The sequence below is a fragment of the Paraburkholderia sp. BL10I2N1 genome (genome assembly GCF_004361815.1).
Lineage (GTDB): Bacteria > Pseudomonadota > Gammaproteobacteria > Burkholderiales > Burkholderiaceae > Paraburkholderia.
The window spans coordinates 67,332-93,538 of the sequence record NZ_SNWA01000002.1 but is presented as its reverse complement, the minus strand read 5'-3'; the positions used below and the strand labels follow the sequence as shown (position 1 = coordinate 93,538).

Annotated in this window: 20 protein-coding genes and 2 pseudogenes; 10 read left to right on the top strand and 12 right to left on the bottom strand. The window is 63.2% G+C overall.

Annotated elements, in window-relative coordinates:
* The first annotated feature begins 63 nt into the window (after nucleotides 1-63).
* A complete protein-coding gene (locus B0G77_RS22285; RefSeq protein WP_133664304.1) occupies nucleotides 64-1,011 on the top strand; it encodes a zinc-binding alcohol dehydrogenase family protein in 948 nt (315 codons plus the stop codon).
* Nucleotides 1,012-1,194: 183 nt separating this feature from the next.
* Here the strand turns inward: B0G77_RS22285 and B0G77_RS22280 are convergent, their stop codons facing one another.
* Nucleotides 1,195-1,632, bottom strand: coding sequence for a MarR family transcriptional regulator (locus B0G77_RS22280; RefSeq protein WP_133664303.1), 438 nt, complete (start codon nucleotides 1,630-1,632; stop codon nucleotides 1,195-1,197).
* A gap of 195 nt (nucleotides 1,633-1,827) precedes the next feature.
* Nucleotides 1,828-2,886, bottom strand: coding sequence for an NAD(P)/FAD-dependent oxidoreductase (locus B0G77_RS22275; RefSeq protein ID WP_133664302.1), 1,059 nt, complete (start codon nucleotides 2,884-2,886; stop codon nucleotides 1,828-1,830).
* Nucleotides 2,887-3,201: 315 nt separating this feature from the next.
* On the opposite strand from B0G77_RS22275, the gene B0G77_RS22270 reads away from it, so the two are divergent.
* The 3 genes from B0G77_RS22270 to B0G77_RS22265 all read left to right on the top strand — a co-directional run bounded on the left by B0G77_RS22270 (nucleotide 3,202) and on the right by B0G77_RS22265 (nucleotide 4,521).
* Nucleotides 3,202-3,648, top strand: coding sequence for an NnrS family protein (locus tag B0G77_RS22270; protein WP_243751163.1), 447 nt, complete (start codon nucleotides 3,202-3,204; stop codon nucleotides 3,646-3,648).
* 243 nt (nucleotides 3,649-3,891) lie between these two features.
* Entirely contained in the window at nucleotides 3,892-4,023 is a 132-nt protein-coding gene (locus tag B0G77_RS45300) for a hypothetical protein (RefSeq protein WP_279571350.1), read from the top strand.
* Between the two features lie 78 nt (nucleotides 4,024-4,101).
* The gene (locus B0G77_RS22265; protein WP_133664301.1) at nucleotides 4,102-4,521 is read left to right on the top strand and encodes a rubredoxin; all 420 of its coding nucleotides are present in this window, start codon (nucleotides 4,102-4,104) and stop codon (nucleotides 4,519-4,521) included.
* Between the two features lie 32 nt (nucleotides 4,522-4,553).
* Here the strand turns inward: B0G77_RS22265 and B0G77_RS22260 are convergent, their stop codons facing one another.
* Nucleotides 4,554-5,294 (bottom strand): TerC family protein, encoded by a 741-nt coding sequence (locus B0G77_RS22260; RefSeq protein WP_133664300.1) that lies wholly within the window; start codon nucleotides 5,292-5,294, stop codon nucleotides 4,554-4,556.
* A gap of 35 nt (nucleotides 5,295-5,329) precedes the next feature.
* Nucleotides 5,330-6,085, bottom strand: coding sequence for a DUF4410 domain-containing protein (locus tag B0G77_RS22255; protein WP_133664299.1), 756 nt, complete (start codon nucleotides 6,083-6,085; stop codon nucleotides 5,330-5,332).
* A 441-nt stretch (nucleotides 6,086-6,526) separates the two neighbouring features.
* Between B0G77_RS22255 and B0G77_RS44420 the strand changes: the two genes are divergently transcribed.
* Both B0G77_RS44420 and B0G77_RS22250 read left to right on the top strand, forming a co-directional pair.
* Entirely contained in the window at nucleotides 6,527-6,748 is a 222-nt protein-coding gene (locus B0G77_RS44420) for a hypothetical protein (RefSeq protein ID WP_243751162.1), read from the top strand.
* Between the two features lie 25 nt (nucleotides 6,749-6,773).
* Nucleotides 6,774-7,379: pseudogene (locus B0G77_RS22250) on the top strand (LysR family substrate-binding domain-containing protein); the annotation flags it as partial.
* On the opposite strand, the gene B0G77_RS22245 reads toward B0G77_RS22250, so the two are convergent.
* The 4 genes from B0G77_RS22245 to B0G77_RS22230 all read right to left on the bottom strand — a co-directional run bounded on the left by B0G77_RS22245 (nucleotide 7,321) and on the right by B0G77_RS22230 (nucleotide 11,472).
* On the bottom strand, nucleotides 7,321-8,316 hold the full coding sequence (locus B0G77_RS22245) for an aldo/keto reductase (RefSeq protein ID WP_133664298.1): 996 nt from the start codon (nucleotides 8,314-8,316) through the stop codon (nucleotides 7,321-7,323). The pseudogene B0G77_RS22250 and the gene B0G77_RS22245 sit on opposite strands and share 59 nt — an antisense overlap.
* A gap of 396 nt (nucleotides 8,317-8,712) precedes the next feature.
* Nucleotides 8,713-9,180: a DUF4440 domain-containing protein gene (locus B0G77_RS22240; RefSeq protein WP_133664297.1), complete on the bottom strand. Its 468-nt coding sequence runs from the start codon at nucleotides 9,178-9,180 to the stop codon at nucleotides 8,713-8,715.
* A 47-nt stretch (nucleotides 9,181-9,227) separates the two neighbouring features.
* The gene (locus B0G77_RS22235) at nucleotides 9,228-10,157 is read right to left on the bottom strand and encodes a DUF2950 domain-containing protein (RefSeq protein ID WP_133664296.1); all 930 of its coding nucleotides are present in this window, start codon (nucleotides 10,155-10,157) and stop codon (nucleotides 9,228-9,230) included.
* Nucleotides 10,158-10,167: 10 nt separating this feature from the next.
* Nucleotides 10,168-11,472, bottom strand: a complete 1,305-nt coding sequence (locus tag B0G77_RS22230) for a DUF3300 domain-containing protein (protein ID WP_133664295.1) — start codon at nucleotides 11,470-11,472, stop codon at nucleotides 10,168-10,170.
* 457 nt (nucleotides 11,473-11,929) lie between these two features.
* Here B0G77_RS22230 and B0G77_RS22225 point away from each other — a divergent pair, with 457 nt between their 5' ends.
* Nucleotides 11,930-16,453 (top strand): PQQ-binding-like beta-propeller repeat protein, encoded by a 4,524-nt coding sequence (locus B0G77_RS22225; RefSeq protein WP_133664294.1) that lies wholly within the window; start codon nucleotides 11,930-11,932, stop codon nucleotides 16,451-16,453.
* A 442-nt stretch (nucleotides 16,454-16,895) separates the two neighbouring features.
* Here B0G77_RS22225 and acs read toward each other — a convergent pair whose 3' ends face one another.
* Nucleotides 16,896-18,956, bottom strand: coding sequence for an acetate--CoA ligase (acs, locus tag B0G77_RS22215; RefSeq protein ID WP_133664293.1), 2,061 nt, complete (start codon nucleotides 18,954-18,956; stop codon nucleotides 16,896-16,898).
* A 287-nt stretch (nucleotides 18,957-19,243) separates the two neighbouring features.
* On the opposite strand from acs, the gene B0G77_RS22210 reads away from it, so the two are divergent.
* Nucleotides 19,244-19,666, top strand: coding sequence for an ACT domain-containing protein (locus tag B0G77_RS22210; protein WP_133664292.1), 423 nt, complete (start codon nucleotides 19,244-19,246; stop codon nucleotides 19,664-19,666).
* A gap of 93 nt (nucleotides 19,667-19,759) precedes the next feature.
* Here B0G77_RS22210 and B0G77_RS45565 read toward each other — a convergent pair.
* Nucleotides 19,760-19,924, bottom strand: a pseudogene (locus B0G77_RS45565) (universal stress protein); the annotation flags it as partial.
* A gap of 249 nt (nucleotides 19,925-20,173) precedes the next feature.
* Here B0G77_RS45565 and B0G77_RS22200 point away from each other — a divergent pair.
* Together B0G77_RS22200 and B0G77_RS22195 are read left to right on the top strand one after the other, a co-directional pair.
* Nucleotides 20,174-20,749, top strand: coding sequence for a YbhB/YbcL family Raf kinase inhibitor-like protein (locus B0G77_RS22200; protein WP_243751161.1), 576 nt, complete (start codon nucleotides 20,174-20,176; stop codon nucleotides 20,747-20,749).
* A gap of 166 nt (nucleotides 20,750-20,915) precedes the next feature.
* Nucleotides 20,916-21,671, top strand: a complete 756-nt coding sequence (locus B0G77_RS22195) for a Pr6Pr family membrane protein (protein WP_133664291.1) — start codon at nucleotides 20,916-20,918, stop codon at nucleotides 21,669-21,671.
* 50 nt (nucleotides 21,672-21,721) lie between these two features.
* Here B0G77_RS22195 and B0G77_RS22190 read toward each other — a convergent pair whose 3' ends face one another.
* Together B0G77_RS22190 and B0G77_RS22185 are read right to left on the bottom strand one after the other, a co-directional pair.
* The gene (locus B0G77_RS22190; RefSeq protein WP_133664290.1) at nucleotides 21,722-24,745 is read right to left on the bottom strand and encodes an FAD-binding and (Fe-S)-binding domain-containing protein; all 3,024 of its coding nucleotides are present in this window, start codon (nucleotides 24,743-24,745) and stop codon (nucleotides 21,722-21,724) included.
* A 10-nt stretch (nucleotides 24,746-24,755) separates the two neighbouring features.
* The gene (locus tag B0G77_RS22185) at nucleotides 24,756-26,048 is read right to left on the bottom strand and encodes an MFS transporter (RefSeq protein ID WP_133664289.1); all 1,293 of its coding nucleotides are present in this window, start codon (nucleotides 26,046-26,048) and stop codon (nucleotides 24,756-24,758) included.
* Nucleotides 26,049-26,207 lie beyond the last annotated feature (159 nt).

Below are 26,207 nucleotides of genomic sequence, written 5' to 3'. Positions count from 1 at the left end.
TGGGAGACTGTTCACCGGCCTCCTGTCACGCAACAATGCTTCATCCCATCCAGCGAGACCATCATGAAAGCCTTGCGATTCGAGCAACATGGCAACCCGGACGTCCTCTCGGTGCAGGATGTCGCAACACCAGCGGCCAGTCCGGACGAAGCCGTCGTCAAGATCATGGCGGCGTCGATCAATCCGAGCGACGTAAAGAACGTCGCTGGCCGGATGAGTCAGACGACGCTGCCGCGTACGCCCGGCCGCGACTATTCCGGGGTGGTGGTCGAGGGGCCGCCGGCATGGGCCGACGTGGAGGTATGGGGCTCGGGCGGCGACGTCGGCTTTACGCGCGACGGTACGCACGCGCAGTATCTTGTCGTGCCGGTGGCGGCGTTGCGGCGCAAGCCGGTCACGCTTTCGCATGAAGAAGCGGCCTCGATCGGCGTGAACTTCATCGCGGCCTGGTGCGGCGTGGTCGAAGCCGCGCAGGTGCAGGCAGACGAACCAATCGTCATCATCGGCCTCGGCGGTGTGGGTGGCGCCGCCGCCCAGATCGCAAAACGCATCGGCGCGCACGTAATCGGCGTGGGTCGCGGTGGCGCAGCCCATCCGTCCGTCGACGGGTGGGTCAATTCCTCTGCCGAAGATGCCGTCGCGCGCGTGCGCGAACTCACCAACGGTGGTGCGGCAGTGGTGTTTGATACGGTCGGAGGATCGATGTTCGAGACCGCGCTGCCTATGCTTGCGGTGCGCGGCCGACTGGTCGAAATCTCGGCGACGGACCGGCGCCAGGTGACCTTCGATCTTGCCGACTTCTATCACAACGAAAGCCGTCTGCTCGGCGTGGATACGCTGAAGCGCGATCTCGTTGCTTCGGCGGATCTTATGGAAGCGTTGCGGCCCGGCTTCGAAGACCGCAGCTACGTTCCACCCAGGATCGCCGGACGCTTTTCGCTCGACGACGCGCAGGCCGCCTATCGTGCCGTCGCAGCGGGCACGAGCGGCCGCGTGGTATTGATTCCATGAAAGCGCCCCGCCTCAAGCCGGAATCCATCCTGTTCGCGGTCTTCCTCGGTGCGCTTGCCACGTTCCCACCGATCTCGTGAACTGGCCAAAAACGAACGGGCGCACGCCCTTTCCCGAAGGCTTTCATTTAACTGTGATTTCATTTTTTGACCTATCAGATAAATAGACAAAAAAATATGCCGCTCAGTCGCCAAGGAACTTGAACAACAGGCGGTGCAGTTCCTTGAATTCCGCCCTGGAAAAATCCTTCAGGCGGTTGTTCAACACGACAGGCGCGATCTCGGGGAGCTGGCTCGCGACTTCCTCGCCCTTCTCCGTCAACTTCAGATTGACGACCCGGCGGTCTTCGAGGCTGCGCGAACGTTCGAGGAGGCCCTTCGTTTCCAGCTTGTCGAGCATGCGGGTCATGAGGCCCGTGTCGATACCGAGCAGCTTCGACAGTTCGAACGGCGTAGTGGCAATGCCGCTCGTCAACGACAACAGGATGCCCATCTGCTGGGTGGTGATGTCCAGATCCTTCAGGGCCGAGTCCATCTCGGTCACGAGAACATTGCGGGCCTTGTTGATCGCGAAGCCTACGCTTCGCGTCAACGAAAAGCTGTCTTTTGTGTAGTGCTCCATCGTCGGCTCCTGTTTATTGAAATCAATATATCTGCTAAATCAGATATTGTCAAAAAAATAATTTGTAACAACGCGACGTCGGGAAGAACTCCCCGACTTGACGCCGCGTTCCGGGCGGCGCACGCGTTCCCCTGATTAAAAAGAACCCTCGCGGAACTGGCCGCCAGAGGAGCCCGCTATTGGCGTGAACAGGTCCTAATGAGCCGTCGCGGCGACGCGCTCCGCCAGTTTCGTGTCGTAACTCGAATGCACGTGAACGCGCTTTTTTTCCGGATACGCGTAGCTGAACGCCTTGCGCAGCGCGAGCGACGCCTCGTGAAATCCCGACAGGATCAGTTTCTGCTTGTTCGGATAGTTGGCGATGTCGCCGACCGCAAAAATGCCCGGACGCGAGGTCTCATAGTTCGATGTGTCGACGTTGAGCCGGCCACCGACGCTTTCGATGCCCCACGTGGCAATCGGCCCAAGATCCGCGACGAGACCGTAAAGCACGACCAGATGCCCGGCGTCGATTCGTGTGGTCACGCCTGCCGCCTGTTTGACGTCGATCGATTCGAGCGTGCCGCCGGGCGCATTCAGCGCGCCGATTGCACCGACGATGAAGTCCATCTCGCCCGCTTCAACCGCCCTCTTCATCTGGTCGACACTCGACGCTGTCGCGCTGAAGCCGCTACGCCGGTGAACCAGCGTGACGCGCTGCGCGACCGCACGCAACGCGAGCGCCCAGTCGAGCGCGGAGTCGCCGCCGCCCGCCACCACGACCTTGCGACCAGCGAAATCCGCCAGGTTGGCGATGCTGTAATGAACGTGGCGCGTTTCCAGCGGCACCGCTTCGTCGAGCATGAGCCGCTGTGGCACGAATGCGCCGTTGCCGGCGGCCAGCATGATCGCGGCTGTGTCGAACACGAGGCCGCGGTCGGTAGTGACGCTCCAGCGTCCGTCATCGCGTCGCTCGACGGTTTCTACCCGTTGTTCAAGATGAACTGGAACGTCGAACGGCCGGCATTGCTCCATCAGGCGGTCGACCAGTTCGCGCGCCGTGCACGAGGGAATGGCGGGGATATCGTAGATCGGCTTGTCGGGATAAAGCTCAACGCACTGCCCGCCTACCCGCCCGAGCGCATCGACGATCTGGCAAGACAGGCCTATCACGCCTGCCTCGAATGCCGCAAACAAGCCGACCGGGCCGGCACCGACGATCAATACATCGGTGCGCAGCGGCGGTGTCGCCGATCCGTGTGCGTCTAAAGTCATTCTGCACTCCTGTTGCCTGGCCGACGCGCAGATCGCGCGTCGATGACCCAACATACAGAAGCAACCACGCACCGGCAACGAAGACACCACTGCAGGTAAGGACGTCAGCGCTTTCGATACGCCGTGCACCTTTGAGCACGACGTATCGCGCGAAGCGTGACGGGCGCCAGTCGTCACCGCAAATGCGATTCCCGGCTTCGTCGCGCGCACATGGCGGCCGGTCGAACTCGCGGTGCCTTCGGTCACAGTTATCGCGCTGTTCGCCAACGCAGCCAAACTCCCTCCCAGCGTCGTCGCAACGCTTGCGTTCGTTGCGTGCGCAACGCATGTCGCGCGGCTCGTGGGCTGGCTTCGTATGCGGTGCGGCGTCCGCCGATCGTCGTGATCCTCCATCTTGCGTACGCGTGGATTCCTGCCGGCTTCGTGCTGCTCGGATTCAGTGCGCTCGGACGCGTGCCCCACACGCTGGCGATGCATGCTTTCACCGCCGGGGTGATCGGCGGCGCGATCATCTCGATGATCACGCGCACGGCGCTCGGACACACGGGGCGGCCAATTGTCGCAGACCGTCGGGATATCGGATGCTACGGATTGGTGATGGCCGGGGCCGCGTTGCGCATATTCGGGCCGCTGGTCGCGCCGCAAGCGTTCATGGTGTGGATCGGCGCCGCGGGGGCGTGCTGGATCGCGGCATTCGCGCTTTACATCGCCGCGTACGCGTTGCCGCTGCTTCGCCCGCGCGCTGATGGCAAGCCGGGCTGAACTGTCCGACGCGCGCGGCGACGCCGTCTGACTACCCTCAGGAATTGCTGCATCTACAGCCAATAGTCAATCAAAGGCGCACAAGCGTCGATAATCGAGGTTTCGGCATCGACTTCACCTTGCCTCGCGCGCCGGCCCGTGCCGCGCCCATATTGACGAACCACCCCACCTTGGGGTAGAAGGCTAGCGGCCCGACAGGGCGCGCCCTGTACGATCTCTCCCGAACCGAAACAGAAACCTCACGTGACTTCATCCCGCTCCACCGCCTCGAATCATCCCGCCACCTCGCGCAAATCCCTCACCCTCATGCAAATCCTCGGAATCGTCGGAGCCTTCGGATTGATCGGCTCCCTGCTGCTGAATCTGTTCGTCTAACCGGGCGGCCAGAGCCCGCTTCACTGCTGCTCACAACGGCCGGCGCCGACCGCCGGCCACATCATCGGTCGATTTGCCATGTACAAGAAGGGCGTAGCCGTAGAAATCCAGTTCTCTCCCGAGCGACTCAACGACGCCGCCGGCGATCCGTACTGGATCGATCTGACGATGGACGAAGCACAACGCCTGCTTAAGTCGTTGCAGACCCGGCTTGCCGCAAGCGGCACGGGTACCGACGCGCCCCTCGTCGTGAGCCTCGATGACACCCAGCCGGCACATGCAGCCGTCGATGCTCCCGCAACCGGCCCGGCCGCTTCTTCAGCGAGTGACGATCTCAAGCAATGGGTCTGTGTGATCTGCGGCTGGATCTACGACGAGGGAGCCGGCCTGCCCGAAGAAGGCATCGCGCCCGGCACGCGCTGGGCGGACGTTCCGGCTGACTGGCGCTGCCCGCTGTGCGACGTCGGCAAGGAAGACTTCGCGCTGGTCGAGTTCTGACGCAGCGCGGGCGCACATCCAGGCGCCAGGCCCTAGCTCAGGCGTTTCTTCTTCGCTCGCCGCGCCAGCATGTTCAAGCCTTCAACGAATGCGGAAAACGCCATCGCAGCGTAGATATAGCCCTTCGGCACGTGCGAACCGAAGCCCTCGGCGACCAGCGTCATACCGATCACGAGCAGAAAGCCGAGCGCGAGCATCACCACCGTCGGATTGCGGTCGATGAAACGCGACAACGGACCGGCCGCAAACAACATCATCGCGACCGCCGCGATCACGGCGATAAACATGATCGGTATGTGCTCGGTCATACCGACCGCCGTCACAATGCTGTCAATCGAAAACACCAGATCGAGCATGAGGATCTGGCCGATCGCCGACCACGGCGTGAGCGTTGTGGGAGCACCGTCGAGCGGGTCGTCCCCGGTCTCGTGCGCCACGTGATGATGGATCTCCGTGGTCGCCTTCCAGACGAGGAACAGGCCGCCCGAGATCAGGATCAGATCGCGCCACGAAAACGCGTGATCGAACACGGAAAAGAGCGGATTCGTCAGGCGCACGATCAAGGCCACGGTGCCGAGCAGGCCAAGCCGCATCACAAGCGCGAGACCGATGCCGATTCTTTGCGTGCGGGCCCGCTGCGCTTCGGGCAGTTTGTTGCTCAGGATCGAAATGAAGATCAGATTGTCGATGCCGAGCACGACTTCCATGACGACAAGCGTGGCGAGCGCAGCCCAGGCTGCGGGCTCTTCAGCAAGGGCAATCAGTTCGTCCATGCGTGAGGTGTGAAATGATGGTTAGTGGCGAGAGATCAGTCCACGGGCCCAGCCGGCACCCACCCGTTAGCGGCACCCAACGCAGCCACCTGCTTTGCGATCGAATCGGCGAGGCGCTTCGCGTCTGCCGGAATGCTGTCATGCTTCGCCTCGGTCGCGGCATGCAAACCTGCGCCCATCGCCGCGGCTGTCGCGACGTGGCCGGCCGCAGCACCCACCCCTGCGGTTTCGACCACGCCTGGCGCCTTGCCGCTGTCCGCGGTTGCCGCGAAGCTTTGCAGGGGCACCGGCGAACCACCCGCCGGCTTGTACAGAAGCTGGACCGATGCGCCGACCTCACTCTTTCCGGCCCCAAGGCCGATCAACATGCGGCGTCTGCGGTTGCCCGCGTCGATCGTCTGAAAGCTGCCCTCGACGAGCAGCGCATTCTGGTTTGCAGGCGCCGGCACATCCGAACGTTCGGCATGCAGCCCCATCGATTGCAACTTGCGCACGATTTCATTGGCCACCTGCTCACGCGCTTCGACCGCTTCCTTGTCCTGCTCGTCGGCCTCCGACGCACCGGCGAAGCGGGCCTTCAGTTTCCGCGCCATTCCGCTGTCGAGCTTCACCTGATCAGGCGAGCTGTCGAAATACACGTAGATGGTGTCTGGCCGCACTTGATGAAGAGCGGCATGGCTGACGTCGGTGACGCCCCCGGCACACCCCGCAAGAAGTAGAGACCCCGCAACCAGTGCGGCGCTTGCCAGGCGAGTTAGCTTGCGAGCTACGAATTCCAACGAAGTAAACATGTCGATCCAGTCATCGGCACTGTCGTGCCGTCAATTGCCGGAAAAATGTCGCCGACAATCATTCGATCCACTGGATCATCAACTATCGGAGATCACACCGCACGCAATGCGGCTGGCCTGCTATCTATGCGAGCCGCAACACGCAGACGCGAGTATGGGAGAAGCCGGCTTCGAACGCTACGCGGGAATTATGTCGAGCCATGTCACCGAAGCGCTGCTGCGCGGGCATATCGCTCGCTTTTCACCGCCTGATGCTTCCCATGAGGAACACAGCAACGATCGCCGCAAAGACAATGCTTCGCAGTGTCACATATCTCGACATGAACAGGTCCGTCTTCAACCGTTGCCCGGAGCCGGCCACGTCGTCTGGCAGTCGGCGGAGCGACGCCTCGTGACGATCGCAAAGGCGAGCGCGATGCTTCGCTTCGACGCGATACCGATATGTCCGGCAGCTGGCTCGGGGATAGCTCGGGAAAAACCAGCAGCCGGATATGTTCATCGGCGGCCTGCGCTGCCAGCCGATCAATGGCCGCGATGCTGCCAGCAGTGTCCCCTGGTGGCGGACAAAACGGTATCGATGCGACGCGAAGAGCCTCATTGGACCGCACGCGCATCGATGCGCAAAATGAGAAATATGAGCAGTTCGATAGTCAAAAGGAATGAAATGGAAATCAGGCTGCTTCGCGCGCCTCAATTGATCGCGAAATTCCGCAAGCGCTATCCGAACGTCAGTGTGACGCTTTACGACTATTCGTCCTCGGAGCAGACGCGGCGCATCCTCTCCGGCAAACTCGATGTCGGCTTCATGCGTCTGCCGGCCGGTGTCGGGCTGGCCAGCCTGCCGGTGCTCGACGAGGCACTGGGCCTCGCGGTTCCCGACAGCGCGCACTGGAAGCGCCTCCCTGCCGATCTGAACAAACTGAACGACTCCGGCTTCATCGCGCTGGCACGCGGACTCAGCCCGGGGCTTGCGAAGCAGATCGAGCACTGGTGCGGCGAACACGGTTTCGTGCCGCGGGTAGTCCAGCAGGCGGGCGACATCCAGACGGTTCTTGTGGGCGTCGCCGCAGGTGTCGGCGTGGCCTTTCTGCCTTCCCACGCGCTATCCCTGCTGCGCAACGCCCGCATCCTGACCTTGCGCGACGACGCCGCACGATGGACCGTCGGTCTCGCGTGGCAGGCCACCCGCGACAATCCGGTGATCGACCGGTTCGTCGACCTCGCGCGCGAGGAACTCAGCGTGCTGCGTCGCCCATCCGGTATTCGACAGTCGCGTCGTCGAGTTGAGCCTTGAACTCCGCGTCGAGCGCGAGATCCGCCGCGGCAAGCGTATCGGTCAACTGATCCGGACGGCTTGCGCCAATGAGCGCTGACGTAATGAGCGGATTGGCCAACACCCAGGCGACGGCAGTCTTCGTCAGCGATCCGCTGGTTTGAGCGGCGATGTCACGCAGTTTGTCGATCGTTTCGAACTCGCGCCGGTGCCAGTAGCGCTCCTGATACATCGCACCGGCCTTGCCCACCGTGGCGGTAAAGCGGCCGGCCGCGGGCGGCGCGTCGTGACGGTGCTTGCCGGTCAGGAGGCCGCCCGCCAGCGGGTTGTACGGAATCACGGCGAGTTGCTCTTCGCCGGCGAGCGGCAGCAATTCGCGCTCGATCTGGCGGAACAGCAGGTTGTAGCGCGGCTGGACCGACACGAAACGCGCCACGCGTAACACGTCCGCGCGCCCCAGCGCCCGTGCAAGCCGGTACGCCAGAAAATTCGACACACCGATATAGCGCGCCTTGCCGGATTGAACGATGGTGTCGAGCGCTTCGAGCGTCTCGTCGAGCGGCGTGTCGGGATCGTCGGAGTGCAGCTGGTACAGATCGACATAGTCGGTGCCGAGGCGCTGCAACGACGCATCGATCGCGTCGAGCAGATGCTTGCGCGACGCGCCCTGGTCCCACGGGGACGGCCCGACCTTGCCCACCGCCTTGGTCGCGACGATGAACCGGTCGCGCCGGCCCTTCAGCCAGCGTCCGACGATTTCCTCGGTGCGGCCGGCCAGATTTTCGCTGCCGCCGAGCGGGTAGACGTCGGCGGTATCGATGAAATTCACACCTGCTTCGGCCGCCCTGTCGAGAATGCTGCGTGACGCTTCTTCTTCGGTCTGCAAACCGAAGGTCATCGTGCCGAGGCACAGACGCGAGACGGTCAGGCCGGTGCGGCCGAATTTACGATATTGCATGATGAACTCCTCGATACGGGGGTTACATGGCGCCGGGCGCGCAAAGCAAAAAGAATAACCGCTGCGCCGAAACTCTGGGGACCGCCCGTCGGTTTCGTTACGGTTGCCTTGCACGACGCGACCGGGCGCTATCGAAACGAAAAGTATGAGATGCCGCAGGCCATTGCGACGAGGCAGCCGGGAACGTAAAGACCGCTCCGGGCAACACGGCCGGTCAGGCTACGGGAGCATGGCTTCATCGACTCACGTTGCCGCTGAGGTGTCGAAATGAAAACTGGTTTGATTGGAGCCGGTGCGGTGGCGCAGTCTCTCGCGAAGAGCGCCACTCATGCAGGACACAACGTTGGTTGGCCCGCCGCGGAACGGGTTTTTCTTTTTTCAGGCCGCGAATCCTGTTCAATCCCCTTCCGGCATCTTCGACGAATGATGGGTGGTGATCAGCCATTTGTGTCCGTTCCACCCGTAGGTGAACGTATAGCGCGCCTTGACCACTGTGCCGTCCGCGTACCTGAACGAGTACAGTCCCGCGTCGATCGCCGTGTTGCATTCGATCATGACAAAGCGGAAGTCGATCGTACCGACTGGCTTGTTTTCAAGGAAATGCCTGAAATAGTCTTCCTTTTCCTCGACGGTCAAACGTGGCTTGTTCGATACGGTCGGCAGCAAGATTGAGCGTGGCGCATAGTTCGCCGCGACCTTCGCCGGGTCGCCAGTCTTCAGCGAATCGTTCCAGCGATCAAATAGTGAAGCAATCTGCTTTTCCGTTGTGGGATGGCAGGCTTCGGTCTTCGCGTGTGCGCCCCCATGGACGGCAACACCGAGCACGGCAGCAACCGCGAACGACCTCGACAGGCAGACTTTCATGATTCACCTCGATGAAAACCGAACGACCCGCCTCGCATGCGAACGGGTCACTCGCTATCGCGATCGCGCACCTTGCTCCAGCCCTGCCCCGGGTCGAACGATTTCGTGGCTTGCGCTTTCGCTGCACTATCTGGCCCGAGGTCGCGCTCATAGACCTGACCGGAATGGCTCACCATGAACGTCTTGATGCCCGTCTCGCCGTACTTCACTGGCCAGGCGATGACCGCGAACCCTCCAAAGAGCTTGCCGTGCACGACGTAGTCATAGGCGCCACCGGGCGCGTTGGGCCCCTGTGATTCCAGCAGCTTGAAGTGGTACCCGTAGTAGCCGGTGTTCTGTGCATTACGCGAACTCGCGTCGACGAAGGCCGCGCCGAGCGGACTAGGCGTGTCATCCGGCCCGCTTGGCCAATACAGTCCGTCACGTTTGCCGGGTGAACTGACCATCTTCGAGGCGTAGGCGAGCACCCCTTTGTCGTCGTGATTGTTCTGCGCGTATTCGCGCTGCGCATCAAAGATCGCCAGCATCGCCTGGATAACGGCCAATTCGTTGCGGCCGATGCGCCGCAAGCGCATCTCTTCTGCGCCGGCTCGCGTATCGAAGTGCCATCCTTGCTCGCTCTTGACGAGGGGAATCGGGAACGTCCAACCATTGTCGCCCACGACGATGTGCGCATGCCCGGGTTCCCCTGGCTCGATGGTGCGGGACTTTGCCCACTCGGCTATAAAGGTATCCCGCACTGGCGCGCCGAAGGGTGGGATCAGCTCACGAAAGTCGTTGCCGAAAATCGTGCGTAAAGCGTCCTCTCGATCCTTGACGACGGCGTTGCCAAAGGCATTCATCGCAGCCTCTGGCGAACTGAAGTTCTTCTGTGCGTGTGCCGAGGGCACCGTCGCGACCGACAGCGCAACTGCTGCCGCGAGGTTCGCGAACGTCAGCGACAGCAATTTTTGCATACCTCGTGGATGAACGTTCATGGTTCGCTCCTCAGCGCCTGCGTCCGCCGCCACCGCGCATGCCACCTCCGCCGCCCGCGGGCCGGTTAAAGCCTGAACCCTGCATGCTCCTGCTTCCCCTGTCGAAGTTGCGCTGCGAGGTACTGCCGCTCCCCCCGACGCCTGAAAACGCGCTGTCGCGCCCTCCGCCGTATCCGCCGGCTCGATCGCCGCTACTGACGCGGTTCACGTTGCTGGTGGCGCTTCTATTGGCCGCGCCTGCCCGGTTGGTCCCGGCGGATCGGTCTGCCACCGACGCACGATTGCCTGCGCCGCCCCTGTCTGCGGTCGTGGCCCGATTGCCCGCGCCCGGCCGGTCGGCCGTGGCCACACGGTTACCTGTACCGGAATCGCGCCCGCGATACTGGGACCGCCTGTCGGCCCCTGGCGAACCGGCGAACTTGTCGCGCGTGGCGTTATCCCGGTAGGCCACGCCCTGTCGATGGCCCGCATCATGCTGCCAGCGGCCGCCCCTCTCTCCGTTCTGGATCTTCGACCTGTCGAAGTTACGGTCGACGTTCCTGGCCTTGTCGTAGTTGATGTTGACGTCGCCTCCGCCCCAACACGAGTTGCAGTCGCTGAAGATCGCACCGGCAGCTGCAAGGCCAATGCCCCAGGCGAGTCCTGTCGCGAGGGCCGTGCCGGGATAGTAGCCGGGGTAGTAGGCCGGGTACGGTGGCCAGTAGTATGGCGGATAGGCCGGGTAACTCCACGCACCGTAGACAACCGCTGGGTCGTACGCTGGAACGTAGATGACCTCAGGATTGGCGGGCTCGATCCGCACGACGGACGTCTGGCCAGCGCCCGCCGGCTCGACGACCACCTGTTGCTGCTCGTTCGACTTCAGGTTGCCCGCTTCCTGCGCGCGCGCCCGCAACCGCTGCACCGCAGCGAACACGTCTTTTTGCTGGGCGAGGAACGCGTCACCGAGCTTCTGTGTCCAGTCCAGCTTGTCGTACATCGGCTCCAGAATCTGTGGGAATGCCACCATCGACTTCACACTGGCGTCCCAGGACTGATTCTGGACCGCCTGCACCGCAGCATCGCCCTTCACATTCGGGTTCTGTTTCAGCCAGCGCGCCGCATGGACGATTTCGAGCGGATACGTGGACGCCATCAAGACCTGAGCCAGAACCGAGTCCGGATAGAGCGCGATCGGCGCAACCAGCGCCTCAATCTCCTCCGGCTGGTATGGTGCAGGTCCGTCGGGAGCGCGATCCGCAAAGGCAGGAGCCGCCACCAGCAGGATCAGCCATAAAAGCACGGCCTTTGCCCATCGTTCGTACCAGTTGGTCATGTCCCCTCCGTACCGCGGATGTTGACGCGGACAACGATGCGTTCTTTGCAGTCATGTCACCGGACAACAACAAACTGGCTGACACCCCGGTCGGTTGTTGCGTCCTTTTGGGTCATGCGGCCGGGCGCAGGTCCGTGATCGACTTCGTCTGCGTGTTTAGCCGTTCATTGAATTCGGAGGCATTCGTCGAATAAGTGTTCTTCTGCCTTCTTATCGTAGTTCCGGTTGCGCACAAAACAAGCCTCGGGTGCGAATGTTTACGCCGTCGCTTCTATCCATCGACTCCAACAGCGAAAGCCATTGCCCGAGCGCTGGCGTGGCACGACACAACGCCATGCACTATCGACCTGTATGTAAAACGCATTCTGGTCCTTGCCGGTTGCCCGGACAGTTCACACGAAACCTCGACCCGCCTCCGAAACGGAGGTTGCCATTCGGAGACAAGTCACTTCCTATAATGCAGTTCGCTGGCGCCTGTTCGCGTGCCAACGACCGATCGCGCGCAAACATTGCAGAAAAAGCAAAAGGAGGCAGCGTGATGTCCAGGATCTTCATCAGCCACTCCAGCGCGAATAACGCTCTCGCGCTCGCGATCGGACGCTGGCTTGCCGATAACGGCTGGAATGACTACTTCCTGGACCTTGAGCCAGTCAAGGGGCTGGCCCCTGGTGAACACTGGCAGGAAGCGCTCAAGGCTGCGGCTGACCGCTGCGAGGCCGTGTTGTTTCTGATTTCACCCGCGTGGTGCGACTCTCGCTCGTGCCTGGCCGAGTTTAACCTTGCCAGATTTCTGGGCAAGACAATCTTCGGCGTGCTTGTCGAGGCGGCACCGCTCGACGCCTTGCCGAAAGAGATGACGGCGGAATGGCAACTCTGTGACCTCGTCGCCGGGGCTCAACGCCAGAGTTTCCGGGTCCTGCATGACCCGCTCGTCCCGGAGACTGAAGTCTCTTTCGCCGAAGCGGGGCTTTCCCGGCTCAAGCTTGGGCTACGACGAGCCGGGCTCGATCCTTCGAGCTTTCCCTGGCCGCCGGCTAACGATGTCAAGCGGCCCCCTTATCCGGGACTGAGAGCGTTGGAGGCCGATGATGCGGCTGTGTTCTTTGGTCGGGACGCCGCGATCGTGCGCGGGCTCGATACGCTGCGCAGTGTCCGCGAACAGGGGATCGAACGGATGCTGGTCATCCTCGGCGCATCCGGCGCGGGCAAGTCGTCCTTCCTGCGGGCAGGCCTGTGGCCGCGCTTGAAGCGCGATGACCGAAATTTTTTGCCGCTTCCAGTGATCCGGCCAGAGCGGGCTGTTCTTACCGGCGCCACGGGACTCGTCGTCAGTCTTGAGCTGGCCTTTCAGGAACACGGTGTGCCCAAGGCGCGCGCCGAGATCCGTCAGGCAGTGCAGACTCCGGGTGGATTTGAGCAACTGCTTGGCCAACTTCAAACGCTGCACTGCTCGCGACTCGAGTCAGATGCCGTTGCGCCGACCGTTCTGGTCTGCGTCGACCAGGGCGAGGAACTGTTCAGCGCAGAAGGCGAAGAGGAATCTTCGCGCTTCCTGTCCCTGCTTGCCCAGACGCTCGCCACGGCAAAAAACGGGGGGATCAAAACGATCGACAAACGGCAGCGTGCGCTTGCGGTTGTGGCGATCCGCACAGACGCTTACGAGCAGTTGCAAACCGCCCCGGCGCTGAGCGGCATATCACCGCGTGTCTTCAGCCTCCCTCCGATGGAGCGTGCCGGATTCAAGGCCGTGATCGAGGGGCCTGCCGCGCGGGCGACCGCCGCCGGGCACAAGCTGATGGTCCAGCCAGCGCTGACCGAGCGGCTTCTACAGGAAGCTGAAGGGGTGGACGCGCTGCCGTTGCTCGCCTTTACGCTCGAGCGGCTATTTGCCGACTATGGCGGCGCCGGAAATCTCCGCGTGGACGACTATGAGGCGCTCGGGGGCGTGCGAGGATCCATTGAGGCGGCGGTCGAATCGGCATTTGTTGATCCGGGCCGGGAGCCCGCCGTTCCAGCAGATAAGGCTGAGCGCGAGCGTCTGCTGCGCGAGGGCTTCATCCCATGGCTCGCGCGCGTCGATCCGCTGACGGAGGAGCGCAAGCGACGCGTGGCGCGTTGGGATGAGCTTCCCGAGGCGGCGCATGCGGTCCTGGAGCGTCTCATCCGGCATCGACTGCTGTTGCGAGACCGGCGCAAGGTCGAAGCTGGCAATGAGGAGGTCACAATCGTTGAAGTCGCGCACGAGGCGGTGTTACGGCAGTGGCCTACCCTTACCACCTGGCTGGACGTGAACGCAGATGCACTCAAGACAGTCGACGCCGTGCAGCGAACTGCGCAGGAGTGGCAAAAGAACGAGCGGGGGGCGGCCTGGCTCGCCCACTCCGGCGAGCGGCTGTCGGGCGCAGAAGCACTCCTGCAGCGTTCGGACTTCGAACGACTGCTGGGCGCGGATGGCCTTTCCTATTTACGGGCTTGTCGCGGGCGTGAGGAGGTCGCACGCGCCGGGCGCGAGTCGCAGTTGCGACAAATCGCTGAGGAGCAAGCCCAAGTCAAGGAAGAACAGGCACGGACAGGGCGCACGCAGCGACGCATCCAGGTATTGACGGGCGTAATCGCGTTCATTCTGCTTGTGACAGGTGGGTGGATCATTCAGCAGACTCGGGCGGTCGCACGCCAGACTTCCCTTGTGTTGGCGTCGGCCGCGACGACGGCGAACGACGCGGGAATTTATGACCGCGGAATGCGCTTCGCCATGCTGGCGATGGGGAAGAGTTGGCTCTCGCCGGAATCGGTAGAAGCAGAGTTGGAACTCATGCGTGGCGCGCAGGCATCAATGCAAACTGCGTTGCTCAGCGGGCATCAGGATGCGGTTGATTCCGCCGTCTTCAGCCCGGACGGCAAGCGGGTGGCGACCGCGTCCTGGGACAGGACCGCGCGTGTGTGGGACGCGGCTACGGGCAAGCAGATCGCGCTGCTCAGCGGGCATCAGGGGTGGGTTTATTCCGCGACCTTCAGCCCGGGCGGTCAGCATGTGGTGACCGCGTCCCGGGATCGGACCGCGCGTGTGTGGGACGCGGCTACGGGCAAACAGATTGTGCAGCTCAGCGGGCATCAGGATCTGGTTTATTCCGCCGCCTTCAGCCCGGACGGCCTGTGGGTGGTGACCGCGTCCGCGGACAGGACCGCGCGGGTGTGGGACGCGGCGAGCGGCAAGGTGATTGCGCAGCTCAGCGGGCATCAGGGACCGGTGTTCTCCGCCGCCTTCAGCCCGGACGGCCGGCGCGTGGTGACCGCGTCTTCGGACAGGACCGCGCGGGTGTGGGATGCAGCGAGCGGCCAGGTGATTGCGCAGCTCAGCGGGCATCAGGGACCGGTCTTATCCGCCGCCTTCAGCCCGGACGGCCAGCGGGTGGTGACCGCGTCCGATGACAAGACCGCGCGGCTGTGGGATGCGGCGACCGGCCGGGTGATCGCGGCGCTCACCAGGCACCAGGGACCGGTGTTCTCCGCCGCCTTCAGCCCGGACGGCCGGCGCGTCGTGACCGCATCCGATGACACGACCGCGCGGCTGTGGGATGCGGCAACCGGCCAGGTAATCGCGCAGCTCACCGGGCATCAGGGACCGGTGAGCTCCGCCGCCTTCAGCCCGGACGGCCGGCGCGTGGTGACCGCGTCCGATGACAAGACCGCGCGGCTGTGGGATGCGGCGACCGGCCAGGTGATCGCGCAGCTCACCGGACATCAGGGGCCGGTGAACTCCGCCGCCTTCAGCCCGGACGGTCAGCGGGTGGTGACCGTGTCCGTGGATCGGACCGCGCGCGCGTGGGACGCGGCGATGGGTATCTTGCTGCTCAGAGGGCATCAGGAGTCGGTTGTTTCCGCCGCCTTCAGCCCGGACGGCCAGCGGGTGGTGACTGCGTCCCGTGATAGGACCGCGCGGGTGTGGGACGTAGCCACGGGCAAACAGATTGCACAGCTCAGCGGACATCAGGGGGCAGTTTTTTCCGCCGCCTTCAGCCCGGACGGCCAGCGGGTGGTAACCACGTCCAGGGATCAGACCGCGCGGGTGTGGGACGCGGCCACGGGCAAGCAGATCGCGCAGCTCGGCGGGCATCAGGGGTGGGTTTACTCCGCCGCCTTCAGCCCGGACAGCCAGCGGGTGGTGACCGCGTCCGCCGACAGGACCGCGCGGGTATGGGACGCGGCCACGGGCAAACAGATCTTGCTGCTCAGCGGGCATCAGGAGCCGGTTGATTCCGTCGCCTACAGCCCGGACGGCCAGCGGGTGGTGACCGCGTCGTGGGATGGGACCGCGCGGGTGTGGGACGCGGCCACGGGCAAACAGATCTTGCTGCTCAGCGGGCATCAGGAGCCGGTTGATTCCGCCGCCTTCAGCCCGGACGGCCAGCGGGTGGTGACCACGTCCGGGGATCAGACCGCGCGGGTGTGGGACGCGGCCACGGGCAAACAGATCGCCCAGTTCAGCGGGCATCAGGGGTCAGTATTTTCCGCCGCCTTCAGCCCGGACAGCCAGCGGGTGGTGACCGCGTCCGCCGACAGGACCGCGCGGGTGTGGAACGCCGCCACGGGCAAACAGATCACCCAGCTCAGCGGGCATCGGGGGGCAGTTGGTTCCGCCGCCTTCAGCCCCGACGGCCAGCGGGTGGTGACCGCGTCCGCGGATCAGACCGCGCGGGTGTGGGACGCGGCGACTGGCCAGGTGATCGCGCAGCTCAGCGGGCATCAGGGGGCAGTTGGCTCCGCCGCCTTCAGCCCGGACGGCCAGCGGGTGGTGACCGCGTCCGCGGATCAGACCGCTCGGGTGTGGCCTATCCGATGGCTCACGCGGAATCGAGGTCGGAGCCTGGCTGAAGCTGTGTGTAATGAAAAGCTCGTGGGAGCAAACCTGCTCACAGCCGATGATGAAGCTGCCACTCCGCTCATCCGCGGGCGCCAGGGCGAAAATGTGTGCGGATCGTAACTTGCCGAACGGACCGAGCGACCTGCCACGATACGTTTGCCCCGTATGATGGCCTGCGTGACCGATTGCTTTTCCATTTTCCTGACTAGCCGACGAACAGGCAACTGGCACGATTGCGATGACAACTGGTTCGCCATCCTGATTGTCCGCTCTGTGGCAATGTGACGGACTGCCGAGCACATCGGGCAGCGGTCGGCCAGGAAGTGTCATTCGCGGGTACTGTCATTCGGACACTCAGGTGGCTGCTCCGCTCAGTAATCCGTCGTTGGCGTGTCAGGCTTTGCCTCTATGGGCACACGGGCGAAATACCCGGTTTCGATACATTCATGGGCTACGATCCGACAGCGAATACGACTATCGTCACATGGGTAACGACGGCTGCGGCGCCCGATGGCCGCCCGCCCGCCGCGCGCCGCGTGATGATCATGGACGTAGCCCCCCATTACTTCACGAGCTTCCGCAGACTGTCAACGACCTCGGGGTTAGCCAGCGTGGATACGTCTCCGGGGTCCTGATGGTTTGAAAGTGCCGCGAGCACGCGCCGCATGATCTTGCCCGACCGGGTCTTGGGCATGTCCGGAACAATGACCACCCGATGCGGCTTCGCGATGGCTCCGATCCGATCGACCACCGAGTTTGTGACCTGCTTTGCAACATCTTCCGAAGCCTCCACTCCGGGCTTTAACGAAACATACAGTTCGGGCACTCTGCCCTTGATCTCGTCGGCGACCGGCACGACAGCCGCTTCGACGACTTCGGGGACAAGCAGGGCGGCTGACTCGATTTCTTTGGTACCGAGGCGATGGCCGGCGACGTTGATCACGTCGTCAATGCGGCCGAGAATCCGGAAGTAGCCGTCCGCAGCATCGACAGCACCGTCTCCCGCCATGTAGGGCCAGTCGCGCCAGTCTTTGCTCCTGGGATCCCGGCAGTAGCGGGCATAGTACGTTTTCACGTAGCGCTCCGGGGCCTTCCAGATGGTCTGAAACGCGCCGGGCCACGGATTGAGAATACAGATGTTGCCCGCCTTGCCGGAACCGCGTGCAAGCTCATTACCGTCGTCGTCGTAAATCACCGGATGAATGCCAGGTATTCCCGGACCGGCACTGCCGGGCTTCATCTTGTGCAACGCCGGCACCGTGCTGCAAAGGAACCCGCCCGTTTCAGTTTGCCACCACGTGTCGACAATGACGGCCTCACCCTTCCCGACAGACCGGTGATACCACTTCCAGACTTCGGGCTCGATGGGTTCGCCCACGGTCGTCATGTGCTTGAAGTGATAGCTGTACTTCGCGGGTTCGTCCGGACCGCTGCGCCGCAGTGCGCGGATCGCAGTCGGCGACGTGTGGAAGATGTTGACGCCGAGGTTTTCGGCAATTCGCCAGGGGCGCCCGGCATCGGGGTAGACGGGCACCCCTTCGTACACGACCGACGAGGCTGCGAGCGCGAGCGGGCCGTAGACAATGTAGGAGTGGCCGGTAATCCAGCCGATGTCGGCCATACACCAATACACGTCCTCGGGGTGGATGTCCTGGATGTATTTCGATGTCCACGCGACGTAGGCGAGGTAGCCTCCGATGGAGTGTTGGCACCCCTTGGGGCGCCCCGTGGTGCCGCTCGAATACATGAGGAATAGCGGTGCCTCAGCGGGCATCTGCACGGGCTCGACGCGTATGCCGCGGAACGCCTTGAGGGCATCGTTGACGATGACATCGCGTTCTTCCACGAGCTTCGTCGGACTCGAATACTTGCCTGGATACCGCTGCCAGATCAGAACCTTCTCGGCCCGGTGCCCCTTCTCGACAGCTTCGGCGAACGCGGTGTCGGCTTTTTCCTTGTGATCGATCAGCTTGCCGCCACGCCAGTAAGCGTCCATCGTAATCAGCAGACGGCTCTCGGAATCCAGGATGCGGTCGGCGCAGGCCGCGCCGCTGAAGCCGCTAAATACCTGCGAGTGAATCACCCCGAGCCGGGCGCACGCGAGCATCGTGATGGGCAGCTCCGCCACCATAGGCATATGGAGAGTAACCCGGTCACCGGCTTTCAGGCCGCAGTAGTCTCGTAGCATGGCCGCGAACTCGTTTACGCGGACATAAAGTTCCTGGTAGGTGACGTGCTGGGCCGTTTCGTCCTCGGGCTCTGGCACGAAATGGATCGCGGCCTTGTTCCGGTAGGCGGCGAGGTGACGATCCACGCAGTTGTGGCAGGCATTGATCCGTCCACCGACGAACCAGCGCCAGAACGGAGGATTGCTCGCGTCAAACATCGTGTCCCAGTACTTGTACCAGTCGAGAAGGTCCGCGAACTCCTTGAAGCACTCGGGGAATTTGTCGAGAGAGAAACGTGCGAACACTCCCGCGTCTGTCAGATTGGCTTGGGCGATGAACGAGGCGGGCGGCGGGAAATAATCCTCTTCGGGCCAGTGCACGGCGATCTGCGCCTCGGAAACCTCGGCCGTTTGTTGCTCCGCGGAAGCGCGGCGCGATGACTTGTCTCGTGGCATGACAGTTCCTCCTTGCTTCCAGGTGCCCTGGGACACGAGGTGTCCAACGCCACCCGCGGCAGCGCGTCTTTTGACCTTGTCTCATGGGTCCAGGCACCAGGCGCGACAGTCCGTGCGCTGCATAACGAATTTAAGGCCAGGGCGGATGCAATGCCAAGCAACGTATTCCCTGTCAAAGAGCTGCGTCTCGAGGGCCAATGGCGTTAGCGCGACGACGCCCATTGACTTGCCGGTCGGTCAGCCATGAACTAGATTTTCATTGAGGTTCATCAAACGGGAGAGGCGCCATGGATCTGCTCGTTGAACGTGTCGATGTATGGGCGGCCACCATCGAGGACAGGCCCGGCGGTCTTGCCGAGGTGTTAAGTGTCCTGCGAGACGCCGGAGCGAACCTGCAATTCATCGTCTCCCGTCGAACTGCGGAAGCACCCGGGAAGGCAGTCGTGTTTCTCGCGCCGCTTCAGAACGACCGGGAAATCCGCGCCGCCTCGGAGGTAGGGTTCAACGTCACCCCGAGCCTTCACTCAGTGCGGGTGATGGGCACCGACCGGCCGGGCATCATTGCAGAGTTGACCCAAAAGTTGGCTGCCGGGGGAATCAACCTTCGCGGTGTTTCGGCTGCCGCTGTCGGCACACAGTTCGTGGCCTACCTGGCAATGGACACGCTGGGTGACACGATTCGTGCAATGGAGATTTTGCAGCAGGCATAGGACGTTGCGTGTGCTCGGCATGATCGGCTGATACGGATGGTCGCTCACGACCCAGGTCGTCGCGCACAGCACGTCGGCGTCCGTCGCGACCTGTATGACGAAAGCCAGATATTTTTCGGCGTGATTCCTCGCGTGCCGGGAGTGGTCAGTCGGCGTGTCGGCAAGCATTTCGGCGTCGTGCGTCAGCAGATGGAATTCCGGAATAACGTGAATGCCCGTGATCTGCACGTCGAGGGCTTTCGCCGCGCCAACCGCCATGCGAACAGTCTCACGGGAGAGTGCTGATCCATCAGTAGGCACACTTAAGTGCAGGATGCGTTGCGCCGCCTTACTTCTCTGAAGTGAGTGCGCGTGTGTCGCCAGGCTCCTGATTTTATGGGGCGCCATGTGTCAAACTCTATTGTTCCTCCACGGTCACGTTGCAGAGTCACGCAGCGTGGCGTCGCTTTCCGGACCCCGACCTGCGCTGCTTTCCGGCCATCCACCTGACGACAAGGACAACCACCTATGTTCCGCGACAAAACCACACGCACGGCCCGACGCCTGCTGCTTTGCGGCGGTGTGTCTGTTGCGATGACGCTCAGTGCGGCCAGCGCGATCGCGGCTGCGGCCGATGCCTTTCAGCTGTCGTCGCCGGGTTTGGCCGACGGCGCTACGCTCGATTCGAACCACGCCGCCGATACGCAGAACTGCGGCGGCAAGAATGTTTCGCCCGCACTGCAATGGCACAACGCGCCCGCCGGCACGAAGAGCTTTGCGATCACCATTTTCGATCCGGATGGCGCGAAGGGTTTCGGCGTCGTGCACTGGCTGCTGTATGGCATTCCGGCCTCGACCCCTGCGCTTGCGGAAGGCGCAGTGCCGGCAGGCAGCGTCACCGGGACCAATGTCACCGGACACATGGACTACCACGGGCCATGCCCGACGGTCGGCGAGATCGCGCATCACTACGTCGTGCAGGCCTACGCGCTCGATCTCGTGCCCGACGCATTACCCGCAGGCCTGACCCGCGACGCCCTGCTGGCTGCGATGAAAGGCCACGTACTCGCCTCGACCAGCATCGTGCTTCGCTACGGCCGGTAAGCGCCCTGCTGCGTCTCCGGTGTCGTTGCGCCGCCCGTGAAGGCTGTCGTGAGCGGCTGGAACCGCGCGCACTGTCAGACTTTCAACGAATATGACCTGGTCGTAACAGTTATTAGCAGATGCGTGCCGCGCCGCGGGAGCGGGTTGCGCCGTATAGAATCGCCATATGTCTTCCCATCCCTCACTTCAGCCGCCTCAACGCGAGCCGGACCTGCCGCTGCACACGCCCAGCATCGCGTCCGTTTCGATGGCCGCATTGATTGCGCTCATCGCGTGGCTCGCCTTTGCTGCGCAGACCGACGTCACGATCGACAGAATGCTGTCGCGGGGGTTGGGCGTGCTCGACGCGGTCGAGCGCATGAGCAGCTATCTGACGAACCTGACGGTGCTCGCCACCGCGATCTGTTTTTCCTGCGTGGCAATCCGGGCCAACTCGCTGCCTGGCCGGTTCTTTCGCAAGCCTCCGGTGGTCACGGCGATCGTCGTCTATATCGTCTTCGTGGGGCTCGCCTATAACGTGCTGCTGCGCCATCTCTGGACCCCATCAGGCTATCGGGCGCTTTTGAACGAATGCCTGCATACGGTCGTTCCGCTGCTGGCAGCGCTGTACTGGGTGCTGTTCGTCCCCCGCTTTCATCTGACGCTGCGCAAGTGCCTGCTCTCGCTCGTCTATCCGCTTTGCTACCTGTTCGTGACGCTATGGCGTGGCAGCACGACGGACTTCTACCCCTATCCGTTTATCAATGTCAGCGAACTCGGCTATCCGCACGTGCTGTTTAACTCTGCACTGCTGATTCTCGGTTTTCTCACGCTGATGGCCGTGTTTCTCGCGATCAATTACCGTCGGCGTCATCCGCTGGATTCGGCGTCCCGTAGACCGGACCCCAGTCTCCTCGACGACGCCAACGATTTTCGACGCTGACGGCCGGTTTCCCGGTCACGCCAGACGCAACCCATGCATCTGCCGGCCAGCTAAAGCGCCTGCGCCAGCACCCGCGCGACGTGCAGCGCTTCGACCTGCGTGCCGTCGTGAATCTGATGACGGCAGCTGGTGCCGTCAGCGACCACGATATCGCCGGCGTGCGCCTGCCTGACGGCGGGAAACAGCGACAGTTCCGCCATCGCCTTCGAGGCCGCGTAATGCTCGGCCTCGTAGCCGAAGCTGCCCGCCATGCCACAGCATGATGATTCGATCGTCTTCACCTCCAGCCCCGGAATCCAGCCGAGCACGGTCTGCACGGGCTGGAAGGCGTCAAACGCTTTCTGGTGGCAGTGTCCGTGAACCCAGGCGCGCGGCGCATCGAGTGGCTTGAGGTGCAGATCGAAACGCCCGGCTGTCTTCTCGCGAACAAGGAATTCCTCGAACAGGAACGCGAGCTTCGACAGTTTACGGGCCTCGTCGCCATAGCCGTATTGCAGGAATTCGTCGCGCAAGGACAGCAGGCACGACGGTTCGAGGCCGACAACCGGCACGCCTCGCTCCGCGTACGGCCTGAACGTATCGAGCATGCGCCGCGCTTCGCGCTTCGCTTCATCGACCAGCCCCACGGCGAGGAAGGTGCGCCCGCAACAGACCGGACGCTCCCCGGTGCGCGTGTTGAAATGCACCTTGTAGCCCGCCGCTTCGAGCACCTGCTGGGCCGCACGTGCGTTGTCGGGCTCGATGGTGTCGTTGAAGGTGTCGACGAACAGCATCACTTCCTTCACCGCCCCCGGCGAAGTCGCGGCGCCTGGACCCGAAACCGCGCCCGCCAGAAACGAGCGTTGAAACTGCGGCAGTGAGCGCTCGACCGCGAGGCCCAGCGTGCGCTTCACGAGGCTCGACAGCACCGGGAGGCGGTCGGCAAGCGACATCAATCCTGGCGCACGGCTCGCGTAGCGTGCATAACGCGGCATGAACGCGATCAGCTTCTCGCGCAGACCGACGCCGTGTTGCTTCGCCCACGCGGCACGCGCCTCGATCTTGAACTTCGCCATATCGACACCGGTTGGGCAGTCGCGTCTGCAGCCCTTGCACGACACGCACAGATCGAGTGCTTCCTTCACTTCGATGCTCGCGAGCCCGTCGGTGCCCAGTTGTCCGGACACCGCCAGCCGCAGCGTATTGGCCCGCCCCCGCGTGACATGCTGCTCGTCCCTGGTGACGCGATAGCTCGGGCACATCGTGCCCGCGTCGAACTTGCGACAATGACCGTTGTTGTTGCACATCTCGACGGCCTTCGCGAGCCCGCCGCTCAGGTCATTGCCGGTGCCCGGCGCGCTTTCACGCCCGCTCAGCGGATCGCGTTCGACATTCCATGCCGACCAGTCGAGCGTCGTCGCAAACGGCTTCTCACGATAGCCTGGCGCAAAGCGAAAATTGCTGGCGTCGTCCATCCTGGGCGGACGCACGATCCTGTCGGGATTGAAACGGTTGCCCGGATCGAAGAGCTGCTTGATCTCGCCGAAGGCCTCGTTGATGCGCGGACCGTATTGCCACGCCACCCACTCGCCGCGACACAGACCGTCGCCGTGCTCGCCCGAATATGCGCCCTTGTATTCGCGCACCAGCTCGGCGGCCTGCTCTGCGATGGCGCGCATCTTCGACGCGCCGTCGCGACGCATGTCGAGAATCGGTCGCACATGCAGCGTGCCGACGCTTGCATGCGCATACCACGTGCCTTCGGTGCCGTGCTGGTGAAAAACCTCCGTGAGCCGGCTCGTGTATTCGGCGAGATGCTCGAGCGGCACCGCGCAATCCTCGATGAACGACACGGGCTTGCCGTCGCCCTTCATGCTCATCATGATATTCAGGCCCGCCTTGCGGACGTCCCAGAGTGCTTTCTGCTCGCCCGCATCGGGCATCTGCACGACCGAACCCGGCAAGCCCAGATCGCCCATCAGTTCCACGAGGCGTGTGAGCCGCTGAAGTTGCTCTGCGCGGTCGTCGCCTGCGAACTCGACCAGCAGGATCGCTTGCGGCTGTCCGACGAGCGCCTTTGCAATCACTGCACGGAACGATGGATTGTCCATCGCAAGATCGATCATCGTGCGGTCGACCAGTTCCACGGCCGAAGGCGCCAGCCCAACGATATGCTGCGTCAGATCCATCGCCTGATAGAACGTCGGGAAGTTCACGACGCCGAGCATCTTGTGCTTCGGCAACGGCGCAAGCCGGAGCTTGAGCTGCCGGCTGAACGCGAGCGTGCCCTCCGAGCCAACCAGGATGTGGGCGAGATTCGCGATGCCGTCGTCGGTATAGGCGCGCGGATTCTGACAGTCGAACAGATCGATGTTGTAGCCCGCTACGCGCCGTAGCACCTTCGGCACGCGCGCGGCGATCTCGTCACGCTCGCGCGTGGCGATCCGGTGCAGACCGTCGAGAATTTCGTTGATGCGCGCGCCCTGCGGCTTCTCGCGCAGCGATGCAAAGCGTGCTTCGCTGCCATCGGCGAGCACGGCGTCGATCGCGTCGACGTTATGCACCATGTTGCCGTATTCGATCGAACGCGAACCGCATGAGTTGTTGCCTGCCATGCCGCCGATCGTGCACTGCGCGCCCGTCGACACATCGACGGGGAACCACAACCCGTGCGGCTTCAGCCACGCGTTCAGATGATCGAGCACGACGCCGGGTTCCACCGTGACGGTACGCGCCGCGGCATCGAAATCGACGATGTTGTTGAGCCACTTCGACGTATCGACGACGAGCGCTTCGCCCACCGTCTGGCCGCACTGGCTCGTGCCCGCTCCGCGGGCGAGGAGCGGCGCGTTTTCGCTGCGGGCGACGTCGAGCGCCACGCGAAGGTCGTCCTGATCGCGCGGCACGACGACGCCGATCGGCATGATCTGGTAGATCGATGCGTCGGTTGCATAGCGTCCGCGGCTGGCGGCGTCGAACAGGACCTCGCCGCGCAGCGCTTCGCGCAGGCGCCGGGCAAGCGGCGTCACGAGACGGCTCGCCGACGGCACGAGATGAACCGGCTTGACAGGCAGACCGGAGATAGCGTCGTTCATGGCGGCGGCCTCAGGGTTTCGCGCCCAGTCCGGCAGCCGCCGAAGCGGAGGCATCCGGCTTCAGATCAAAACGGCTCTCCGGCTGCATGCGCAGCGCGAGGACGACACCGACTGCCATCAACGCCATGCTACCGACGAATGGCAGTTCCCAACTGCCGAAGCGGTCGATCAGAAAGCCCGCCAGCACCGGCGAGATGATCGCCGCGAGCGCCGAACCGGTGTTCATCATGCCGCTCGCGGTGCCGGAATATGCCGGCGCGATATCCATCGGAATCGCCCACATCGGACCGATCGTCATTTCCGAGAAGAAGAAGCCTGCGGAAAGGCACATCATCGACAGATACACGTTGTGCGTGAACATCAGCGGCACAAGCGACAGCAGCGCCAGCAGCATGCACACCGACACCATCCAGCTGCGCGCACGTTTCAGGCTGCGGGTGCGCTCGAAGATCCTGTCGGTGACGAGGCCACCCAGCGTGTCGCCCAGCACGCCCGCAAAAAACACGGCGGACGCGAACACAGCGGATTTGGTGAGGTTGAGCTGATAGTTATGCAGAAAATATTGCGGAATCCAGCTTAGAAACAGCCACAGGGTCCAGCCATAGCAGAAGTAGACGATCGTGACCGGCAGCATGCGCCTGAAGAGCGGCGAAAACGGCACCTTCGGCGCTTTGGGCTTCGGCGCGGGAAGCACTTCGAGTTCCTCGGGTGTAATGCGAGGATGATCCTTCGGATGTTCAGTGAAGGTCAGATACCAGACGGCCACCCACACGAGGCTGATCGCGCCGCAGATATAGAACGATTCGCGCCACCCATAGCGTGCCATCACCAGCACGATTGCGGCGGGCGCCACGGCGTTGCCGATGCGCGCCGACGCGTGGGTGATGCCCTGGGCGAAACCCCGCCGTTCTTTCGCAACCCAGCGCGACATCGCGGCGGTCGCCGCCGGGAACGTGGCGCCCTCGCCGAGACCGAGCAGCAGGCGGGCGGCGACGAGCGAAACGAAGCCGCCCGCGAAGCCGGTCAGCAAAGTCGCGACCGCCCACAGCGCGCCGCAGACGATCAGCGTGCGCTTCGCGCCAAAGCGGTCGCTTACCCAGCCACCGATGACCTGAAAGACGAGATATGGCCAGGCAAAGGCCGAGAACACAAAGCCAATCTGCGTATGCGAAAGACTGAACTCCTTGCCGAACCCGGCTGCCGCGGTGCTGACGTTCACGCGATCCAGGTACGTGATGAAGTACATGATGCAGAGCATGACCAGAACGATACTGGCCGCACTGGTGACGCGAAATCGTTTCATCGTCTGTCTCCGTTACGTAGCGCTTGCGACGTCGCGCCCAGGATGGCGCACGCGGGTCGGCTCATGACCCACGCGCCCGGGCGGCCGCGTTCTTTGTGTGGCGCGTCGATGCCCGGGTGTGGGTTGATTCATGCAGGTTCGGTCGTGTCGGCACCCGGC

Bases quoted from the DNA above. Each gene is read 5' to 3' on its own strand.
- B0G77_RS22285 (WP_133664304.1), top strand. From the start codon at position 64: ATGAAAGCCTTGCGATTCGAGCAACATGGCAACCCGGACGTCCTCTCG.
- B0G77_RS22280 (WP_133664303.1), bottom strand. From the start codon at position 1,632: ATGGAGCACTACACAAAAGACAGCTTTTCGTTGACGCGAAGCGTAGGC.
- B0G77_RS22275 (WP_133664302.1), bottom strand. From the start codon at position 2,886: ATGACTTTAGACGCACACGGATCGGCGACACCGCCGCTGCGCACCGAT.
- B0G77_RS22265 (WP_133664301.1), top strand. From the start codon at position 4,102: ATGTACAAGAAGGGCGTAGCCGTAGAAATCCAGTTCTCTCCCGAGCGA.
- B0G77_RS22260 (WP_133664300.1), bottom strand. From the start codon at position 5,294: ATGGACGAACTGATTGCCCTTGCTGAAGAGCCCGCAGCCTGGGCTGCG.
- B0G77_RS22255 (WP_133664299.1), bottom strand. From the start codon at position 6,085: ATGTTTACTTCGTTGGAATTCGTAGCTCGCAAGCTAACTCGCCTGGCA.
- B0G77_RS44420 (WP_243751162.1), top strand. From the start codon at position 6,527: ATGTCCGGCAGCTGGCTCGGGGATAGCTCGGGAAAAACCAGCAGCCGG.
- B0G77_RS22245 (WP_133664298.1), bottom strand. From the start codon at position 8,316: ATGCAATATCGTAAATTCGGCCGCACCGGCCTGACCGTCTCGCGTCTG.
- B0G77_RS22240 (WP_133664297.1), bottom strand. From the start codon at position 9,180: ATGAAAGTCTGCCTGTCGAGGTCGTTCGCGGTTGCTGCCGTGCTCGGT.
- B0G77_RS22235 (WP_133664296.1), bottom strand. From the start codon at position 10,157: ATGAACGTTCATCCACGAGGTATGCAAAAATTGCTGTCGCTGACGTTC.
- B0G77_RS22230 (WP_133664295.1), bottom strand. From the start codon at position 11,472: ATGACCAACTGGTACGAACGATGGGCAAAGGCCGTGCTTTTATGGCTG.
- B0G77_RS22225 (WP_133664294.1), top strand. From the start codon at position 11,930: ATGCAGTTCGCTGGCGCCTGTTCGCGTGCCAACGACCGATCGCGCGCA.
- acs (WP_133664293.1), bottom strand. From the start codon at position 18,956: ATGCCACGAGACAAGTCATCGCGCCGCGCTTCCGCGGAGCAACAAACG.
- B0G77_RS22210 (WP_133664292.1), top strand. From the start codon at position 19,244: ATGGATCTGCTCGTTGAACGTGTCGATGTATGGGCGGCCACCATCGAG.
- B0G77_RS22200 (WP_243751161.1), top strand. From the start codon at position 20,174: ATGTTCCGCGACAAAACCACACGCACGGCCCGACGCCTGCTGCTTTGC.
- B0G77_RS22195 (WP_133664291.1), top strand. From the start codon at position 20,916: ATGTCTTCCCATCCCTCACTTCAGCCGCCTCAACGCGAGCCGGACCTG.
- B0G77_RS22190 (WP_133664290.1), bottom strand. From the start codon at position 24,745: ATGAACGACGCTATCTCCGGTCTGCCTGTCAAGCCGGTTCATCTCGTG.
- B0G77_RS22185 (WP_133664289.1), bottom strand. From the start codon at position 26,048: ATGAAACGATTTCGCGTCACCAGTGCGGCCAGTATCGTTCTGGTCATG.